The following is a 5,606-nucleotide window of genomic DNA, read 5'->3' on the forward strand; positions in this document are numbered from 1 at the left end:
GGAACCATCGCTGAAATTGACGACGACCCCAAAACTTTGCACTGGCACGAGTGAGCCATAGACTTTCGCGGGCGACCATAGGCCTGATACCACGGCAAGCATTAATCCCAACAAGGCTAACGTACCAATTATTATGGCGACCCCATACCTCTTCGCGTTTTGCCCAGTCATATGTGTTATGTTGATGCACTAATTTTTATTTTTTCAGTCAAGCTTGTTCATTTAAAAATAACAACTTCCAAGGATAAATGATAGAGAAGTATCGTAACCGGTTTTGATTATTTAATGAATTATCAATGATGCTGTGATTGCATTAATCTATTAGTTCCATTTCTATTTTTATGTTCTCGGGCATCCCAATCCTCATCAACTCCTCAGTGCCAGATTATTCCAATGCATTACAAAGGCACTAATTGAATTTCCGCATTGCATCGAAAATAATGGCTCGTTAATGGCCTTCATGCCTTCGATAAATAATTTCGAAATTGAATACCAGGTTAATGAATTAAAAGACTTTACTGAAATGGGGGTTAAGGGGGCGGAAAGCCTCGCCCTAAAGGCGGGGAGGAGGTCAGTTCCATCTATAAGGGCAGAAGTACAAGAGGATGGGGAAGATTTAAGATAAAATACATTTGCAGGCCGCGGAACATGCATTAAAAATCCCCATTATAGCGGCCACGGGAATCCATAAAACAAACCTAAATCTCATACTAACAAGGCAGTTGGCAAATATTAGCCCCAATAACCCCAATCCCAATATCTCAGGAAGATGAGGCGCTCCTTAACTTTACCAAGGCCATATATGTGCTGAGGCTCAAGTTTTTCTCATCGCCTAGCCTCGTTGAGGGGCCATAGCCTTACTTGCCCCAGTCCCAAGGTAGTGGACCTACCAATTCCAGTTAATGAGGCGAATCGAAGCAACTTAATGTAGTTCGCCGCCCGCTCCTTGCTCTTGCTGGTTAAGCGGTAAATTATCCAGCCAGAGAACCCCCGCTCCTTAACCCCAACATTCACAGTGACGGCGCGGATGCCGTGATCGGATTCCCGCAGCTCCAGCGGCGCATATTGAGGAAGCGAGGGCGGTAATCTATCATCGCTATATAAGCTCCACCTCCAGGCAGCATTCCAAATCATCAATTGCGGCAATGGGTACAATGCATTCACGCTTTCCCGCAGTCTCAGGCGAGGCGGCTTTGGGTACTGCAGAAGCACTGGCGTGGGGAACTCAAGCTTAACGCTACTCCACGACTCGCCGCTCCCCAACTCGCTGGAGGCAATGACCTCTATGCCGATTAGGCTGACGGCGACTTCTCCATACCCATAAATCCTGAAATTGCCCTCCAACTCCATTAATTCCCTCAACACATTCCCGTTATCCACTCCAAGCCTAGCCGCGTTTTTCGGGGAGTCGATGAAGGTTATGTGGAAGGCATACTCCGTTCCCCGCCTCAATATCAGTGGGTCTCCCCATCCCTCGTTCCAAAGGGCTCGTTCGCCCCTATATATCATGCTCATCTTAATGGGTTTCTCGGGGGCCTTGGCCAGGGGCGAATAATCGCCGATCAACGCGTATATCGGGGATTCACGCCCAACCTTGCTCAACAATAATTGTTTTATTACCTTTGAGGAAAGCGATTGAATAATAATGTCCTGCATCGCCGTTAATCTATACTTTACCCTAATTATAGTGAACACTGCCTAGGGATGGGGAATCCCTTTATAAAATTTGAAAATAGATTCAATGCATTCCAGCTAGTCGTAAAGTCATTCATGGATGTCCCAACCATGCTCCAGAGCCGTTGGCCGCTTAATCCTCAATGCTTTTAAATGGGGATTCCCCTATGGTATCATGAAGGATATATTGACTAGGCTACATGAGGCGCATGGCCGGGAAGTGGAGAATGCATTGCTCAAGTACTTGGCCATAGATGCCGCTCCAGNCTTCATTGAGGCAATTAAGTATCAAGTGGCCACGGGCGGCAAGAGGGTTCGGCCCCTCATAACCATCGAAGCNGCGAGGGCATGTGGTGGAGANGCGGNGGGCGCCGTTCCGTATGCCGCAATAGTCGAGTTGATTCATAATTATTCCTTGATATATGATGATATAATAGATAGGGGAGANGTGAGGAGGGGGTTGCCCACCGTTAGGAGGAAGTATGGGGATAACGCCGCNATANTNATTGGGATNTGGTACAGGGAGGCGATTGAGGAAGCCGTTCTAGAGACGAGGAACCCCATTGAGGTGGCGAGGGCCACCGCCAAGGCGATTAAGGCAATTGATGAGGGGGAGCGGCTCGACGTGTTAATGGAGCACAGCGGGAGGACTGACCCGTACTTCATGGATAACCTGATTAGGGATGTGTCGCCGGATCTATTGGATAAGTACTTAACAATGATTAGGTTAAAGACCGCCGAATTAATTAAGTTCGCTGCCTGGATGGGAGCCTACTCGGCGCGAGGCGATGAGGCGTGCCTAAAGGCAATGAGCGAGTTCGGATTGAGCGTCGGCATGGCGTTTCAAATAGTGGATGATGTGCTCGATATTTTCGGCGACGTGAGGAAATTCGGGAAAGAGGTGGGGAAGGACGTGAAGGAGCACAAGTTAGGCAACATAGTGATACTGCTCTCTGCACTGGAGGGGAAGCGGGAGCTCCTCGATATAATTGGAAAGCCCAGTATCGGGGAGGGGGATGTGAAGAGGGCCATTGAGTTAATTGGATCCACCGATTCACGCGTGAGGGCCATGGACATGGCCAATAAGTACATGGAGGCCGGATTAAAGGCTCTGGACGCAATTCCAAGAAGTGAGGCGAAGGAAAATTTAATAGAGCTGGCCAAATTCATCGTGTATAGAGAGTACTGATGATCATCATAAAGATAGGGGGCTCAGCCATAACGGATAAGTCGCGCCCCCTCAGCCTGGATCTGGAGCCGGTTAGGGGCTTAGCNGGGCTGTTAAGGGGCTTGGGGGAGGGGTTGGTGTTGATTCATGGGGGAGGATCATTTGCCCACCCATTGGCTAAGGCTTATGGGCTTGGGNGAGGAACTAGGGATGAGCATCAATTAATCGGCGTCTCGCTCACGACTGCCGCGCTTGAGGCGCTTAATCAAGCGTTGACAATTGAGTTGGCGAGGAGGGGAGTTGCGACGTACTACGTTAGGGCCGGGGACGTGTTCCAAATGAAGCGCGGCCAAGCATTCCTAGCGAATCCAGGTCCTATACTGGGTGCTCTGAGCAGGGGCGTGGCTCCCCTGCTTCATGGGGATGTAGTGATGGATTCGGAGCTCGGCTTCTCCATAATCAGCGGGGACGCCATTGCGGAGGAGATAACGCGATTATTGAGTCCTCGATTAGTGTTGTTCCTAATGGATGTGGAGGGCGTTTACTCGGAGGGCGCGGGGAAGGGTGCATTAATGAGGAGGTTGAGGAGGGGGGACTTGATTGGCGTGGGCGGGGACGCCATTGATGTGACTGGGGGCCTCATGGGTAAGCTGAGGCATGCCTGGAACATAGCTGAAATGGGGCCTCGAACCTTCATGTGCTCCATTAAGGACCTGGAATCCATTGAGGCTATCATTTGGGGTAATGATCCTCCGCGATGCACTGAACTTATTCCCTAATTATCGACGAGTTTCTCTATCACTGAGGCATTAAGCGCGTTGGGGCCGTAAATCAAGCCCTTAACGGTGCCGTTGCCGTATGTGGCTATGGCGAGCGGCATATATGGATTCANGTTATTTATATTTATCTTGACTAGGGGTTGAGTCGCATTGACCAANCCCAGGGGCAATTGCCCCGGCGTTGGGGTCACCCAGTACGCCGACGCGAGTAGGACGCCGCTGGATGGGGCTGAGCCACATGCTAATCTGATATTGTATAGGGACGTGGTTAATTGGCTGCCCTGGAGAATTGGTTGAACCCCATATGGATTCATCAGCACCAGTATCACCCCGAAACCCCTCGCCGCCAAATCGTTCAATGCGGTTANCGGAACCGGGCAACCGCTCGTCGTCGGCATGGTGACGTATATGAGCGTCGTCCTATTAATGTACGGCGCCGGGTTAACCAGGGATGGCTGGGTCGATGAGATGTTTATGAGGGACTCCTCCATTAATGCGAATGAATTGAAGCTTGTCTGGGCATTAGCGGGCCTAGACTCAAGCGCCGGCAGCAGCATGGCGGATATGTAGCCCACCTCCGCCACAACTATGGCCAGCAGAGCCACTATGAAGAACTTGCGGTTCTTCCTTGATTTCCCGCCCTTCTTCTTGCCGCTCATTGGGTCTCAATACAGGAAAGCTTAATAAGTCTTGCCCCAATCCAATTAATGTGGAGATACTAACGACTTACACCGGCTCCTTCCCGTTGCCGCACAACGCGGAGAACGTGAGGAGGGTTTTGAGGGATGTCTCGGAGATAGGGATAGATTGGCCCAATTACCCTCAATTAATTAATTTCATAGATATGTTCCTGGCCCCAATCGCCAAAAGCGGGGGGCTAGAGGTTAAGGGGGGAAGATTTGTTTTGAGCGGGGAATTAAAGATGCCGAGCATCGATGATGCCGTTCAACCCATCCTGGAGTCCCTCGAGGCTTGGCGCGAGGAGGGGAGGGGCATGGGGCTAAGGGCATGCGTCACCGGCCCCTTCACATTGTCGAGCTTCATATTCAAGAGGCCCGGCACCACTAACATAATGGAGTCCGCGCTCGGGGATCGAGAGGTGGTTCACTTCCTCGCCAAGTACATTAACTCAGTGCTGAGGAGGCTCGAGGAGTTGGGCATCAATTACGTTAACGTGGATGAACCGATCATAGGCACCATGGTGGGGGCGCGCCGCAACCTCTTTAATTACTCCGACGATGAGATAAAGGAAGTGGTCGACGAGGCTTATAGGGGAGTGGGCGTCGGGCTCCGCGGCATACATGTCTGCGGCAGGCTCAACCCTAAGGTATTCAACATCCTCGGCAGAATTGAGAAAGTGAATATACTGGATAATGAGTATATGGATTCCCCCGAGAACGTGAATTACATAACTCGGGACGTAGTGGGCGACAAGAGGCTAGCCATTGGAGTCGTATCATCGAGGAATCCCGCCATCGAATCCGTCGACTCAATAGTTCAATTGGCGGGCAAGATAATTGATAGGGTTGGGCGGGATAGGGTGTTCGCCGTGAAGCCGGACTGCGGTTTTGGGTCCCTTAGGACGGAGTCGGGGGATATCGAGGAGGCGTATAAGGTATCGCTGGAGAAGCTTAAGGCATTGAGAACGGCGGCGAACCTAATTAATGAACTAGTGTCCAGCCGACTCAAGCGCCTCGGCGCCGGTCCTGCCCTCGAGGGGAAGCACCAATAAGTCGGGGGCCTTGTTCCTAATGAACTCCAGCAAGTCGCTGGGCTTCTCCACGGTGTAAGTTATGCCTGCCCCACTCATGGATTCCTTGACGAGGGATAGGAATTCATCGTCGCTGCCTTGATATATCACTGTTATTCGCGATCCGTATCTCTGGGCGAAGTCCTTTAGGACGGGGAGAGCCCTCAGCGATGCCCTTGATCCATCGAGCACTGCAGCCACGTGCCTAAGGCTGAACGATAATTCATAGCTCGGC

The 5,606-nt window shown here is 51.1% G+C and carries 6 protein-coding genes; 3 read left to right on the forward strand and 3 right to left on the reverse strand.

Translation table 11 applies throughout. From position 1 onward, the window contains the following. Positions 1 to 825: 825 nt before the first annotated feature. Positions 826 to 1,695 (reverse strand): hypothetical protein, encoded by an 870-nt coding sequence (locus tag AT710_09020; GenBank protein ID KUO90447.1) that lies wholly within the window; start codon positions 1,693 to 1,695, stop codon positions 826 to 828. Between the two features lie 154 nt (positions 1,696 to 1,849). Here AT710_09020 and AT710_09025 point away from each other — a divergent pair, with 154 nt between their 5' ends. Together AT710_09025 and AT710_09030 are read left to right on the forward strand one after the other, a co-directional pair. Continuing rightward, on the forward strand, positions 1,850 to 2,863 hold the full coding sequence (locus AT710_09025; protein KUO90448.1) for a polyprenyl synthetase: 1,014 nt from the start codon (positions 1,850 to 1,852) through the stop codon (positions 2,861 to 2,863). Beyond that, complete coding sequence (locus AT710_09030) at positions 2,863 to 3,621, forward strand: hypothetical protein (GenBank protein ID KUO90449.1); 759 nt, start codon at positions 2,863 to 2,865, stop codon at positions 3,619 to 3,621. The genes AT710_09025 and AT710_09030 overlap by 1 nt, the downstream gene beginning before the upstream one ends. On the opposite strand, the gene AT710_09035 is transcribed toward AT710_09030, so the two are convergent. Then, complete coding sequence (locus tag AT710_09035) at positions 3,618 to 4,280, reverse strand: hypothetical protein (protein KUO90450.1); 663 nt, start codon at positions 4,278 to 4,280, stop codon at positions 3,618 to 3,620. The genes AT710_09030 and AT710_09035 overlap by 4 nt on opposite strands. Positions 4,281 to 4,330: 50 nt before the next feature. Between AT710_09035 and AT710_09040 the strand changes: the two genes are divergently transcribed. After that, the gene (locus AT710_09040) at positions 4,331 to 5,353 is read left to right on the forward strand and encodes a hypothetical protein (protein KUO90451.1); all 1,023 of its coding nucleotides are present in this window, start codon (positions 4,331 to 4,333) and stop codon (positions 5,351 to 5,353) included. On the opposite strand, the gene AT710_09045 is transcribed toward AT710_09040, so the two are convergent. Continuing rightward, positions 5,291 to 5,606, reverse strand: a 316-nt coding sequence (locus AT710_09045) for a hypothetical protein (protein KUO90452.1), incomplete at its 5' end; no start/stop codon positions are given. The genes AT710_09040 and AT710_09045 overlap by 63 nt on opposite strands.

Origin of the sequence: Thermocladium sp. ECH_B, from assembly GCA_001516585.1 — an archaeon.
GTDB lineage: Archaea > Thermoproteota > Thermoprotei > Thermoproteales > Thermocladiaceae > Thermocladium.